Annotated in this window: 2 protein-coding genes; both read right to left on the bottom strand. The window is 60.8% G+C overall.

Going from position 1 to position 2220, the window contains the following annotated elements; translation table 11 throughout:
- A partial coding sequence (locus B2W96_RS03025) for an ATP-binding protein (RefSeq protein WP_293008422.1) occupies window positions 1-1479 on the bottom strand: 1479 nt, incomplete at its 3' end.
- Window positions 1480-1491: 12 nt separating this feature from the next.
- On the bottom strand, window positions 1492-2220 hold a 729-nt coding region (locus B2W96_RS03020), incomplete at its 5' end, for a VWA-like domain-containing protein (protein WP_293008420.1).

Below are 2220 nucleotides of genomic sequence, written 5' to 3'. Positions count from 1 at the left end.
GCGAAGCCGGGCGCGGCGGTCGTCAAGCAGCAGCTCCTTATTGTGACGATAGTATGCCTCACAGCCAAAATGCTCCACAAACCAGGAGGTGTCGTACCCGGCGGTGATCTCCGTCACGAAAACCACCAGCTCCTGCGCGTCGCCGAAGGCTTCCTCCAAAAAGCGGAACACATTGTCAAAGCGGCGGCCTGTATCTTCTGCAGCGGCGGCCCGGGCCTTCACTTCCGCCCCAAACCATTCCCGTACTGCGTCCATGGCCAGTTCGTCGCTCACGGCTTCGTCCGCCAGATTCTGCCGATAGCGGACTAAGGCATCCAGTTCCCGCTGCTCCAAGCCGCGGCGTTCCCTATCCGTCTGCCCCGCGGCGGCGGCACGGCGCATAGCCTCCCGGCGAGCATCCTCCAGCGCCAGCAGGGCCTCCGCCGCCCCGATATCCGCCGCGAGACGGGCCTTGAATTCGATGAGGTCGGCATGGAGCAGCTCCGTCAGCGCGTCCTGCATGCGGACGCGGTTCGCCTCGCCGCCAAGACGGCCCAGCAGCAACCCCAGCACCGACAGCTTTTCGTCAAAGGGAGCGGAGCGCAGCTCGGAAACGGATACGGCGGCCCACTTTCCCTCCAAAATCTCATCCATCCGCCAGGTGCGCTGATACTTGGCGTAAAGCTCCAGATACCCGGCAAAATCCCGGGCGATGCGGGGGAGCTGGATATACTGCCCCACCACTTCGGCCCCGGCCCGCAGGCCCAGCGTCTCATAGGCATAGAGCAGTTCGCTCAAGTCCTCCCAGCCCCGGGCCGTGGCAAACTGCACACCGTCCACCGTGGTTTCGATGCGGTAAAAATGCTCACGCTTACTGTCCAGATACGACACCACCGCCCCGTGAAGCCCCTTGCGGCGGGCGTACTCCTTCCAAACGGCGAAATCCTCGGCAATGTCCATGCGCTTCACCCGGTCCAGCGTCACCACGTCGAAATCCCGGACGGAGCGGTTATACTCTGGGGGATTTCCCGCCGCCGCAATCAGCCAGCCCTCCGGCAGCTTCTGGTTGCCGAAGGTCTTGTTCTGCAAAAATTGAAGCATCATGGGGGCCAGCGTCTCGCTGACGCAGTTGATTTCGTCCAGAAACAAAATCCCCTCCCGCAGGCCGGTTTGCTCCATCAGGTCGTAGACCGAAGCAAGAATTTCGCTCATGGTGTACTCCGTGACAGAGAACTCCCGCCCGCCGTAAGTCCGTTTTTCAATAAACGGCAGACCCACGGCGCTCTGCCGGGTATGGTGGGTAATGGTGTAGGACACAAGTCCCACCCCCGTCTCCGCCGCAATTTGTTCCATAATCTGAGTCTTACCAATGCCCGGAGGGCCCATCAGCAGCACGGGCCGCTGGCGGTTGGCGGGAATCAGATAGTTCCCCAGTTCGTCCTTGGCAAGGTACGCCCGCAGGGTATTTGTAAGCTCTTCTTTTGCCTGTTTGATATTCATCCGTTTGTCTCCTTACAGCTCCGGCAATTCCAGAAGGTCATCCTCGTCCCGTCCGTCCGCTTCGCCGGGTTTCTCCGTATGCGCCGGTTCTCCCGCCTGATACGCGGCGGTTTCCAGCTCCTGCTCCGTCAGCGTCAGCCGGATGGCCCATGGCGGCACATTCACGGCCAGCGCCGGTTCCTCCGGCATCACAAGCGCAGCTTCATAGGGCGGGCGCTTTTCGGGATATCGCCCCATCCCGTCGGTAAAGTAAATCAGGCCCCGCAGGCCCGCCAGTTCCCCGGCGGTGCGCAGCTCTTCCACATAAGAAAACACCGGGCGAAAGTCCGTGGCGCTGCCGCCGATGAGGTGAAAATCCTCCATATAGGCTTTTAGATCCTTTAAATCATGGAGGGCCGTATCATCTCGCACCCGGTCGTCGCACTGGATCACCCGGATGTTCACCCGAGTGGAAAAGGTTTCCGTACTCTTGAGAATCGAATAGGTGGCGGAGAGAAATTGCCGCACCAGCTCTCCCGAGGTGGACATGGAGGTATCGATGGCGATGACGAAATCCTCGATGCGCTTTTCCTCCCGCGTCTCCGGCGGCTCCACCAGAGGGAGATTGCCGTAAAGTCGTAATCCATAGGCATAAAAGCCGTAATCAAAGCCGTCCGCGTCCACGCCCTGCACCTCCCGGGGGACGGCAAACCGTTTGAGAAACGCCCGGTAGTCAACACCCGGGCGGTTTGCCACCTTCAC

This window comes from Oscillibacter sp. UBA6647, assembly GCA_002455655.1.
Taxonomy (GTDB): Bacteria; Bacillota; Clostridia; order Oscillospirales; family Oscillospiraceae; genus Oscillibacter.
The sequence above is the reverse complement of the archived record's forward strand: the minus strand, read 5'-3'. Positions and strand labels throughout refer to the sequence as shown.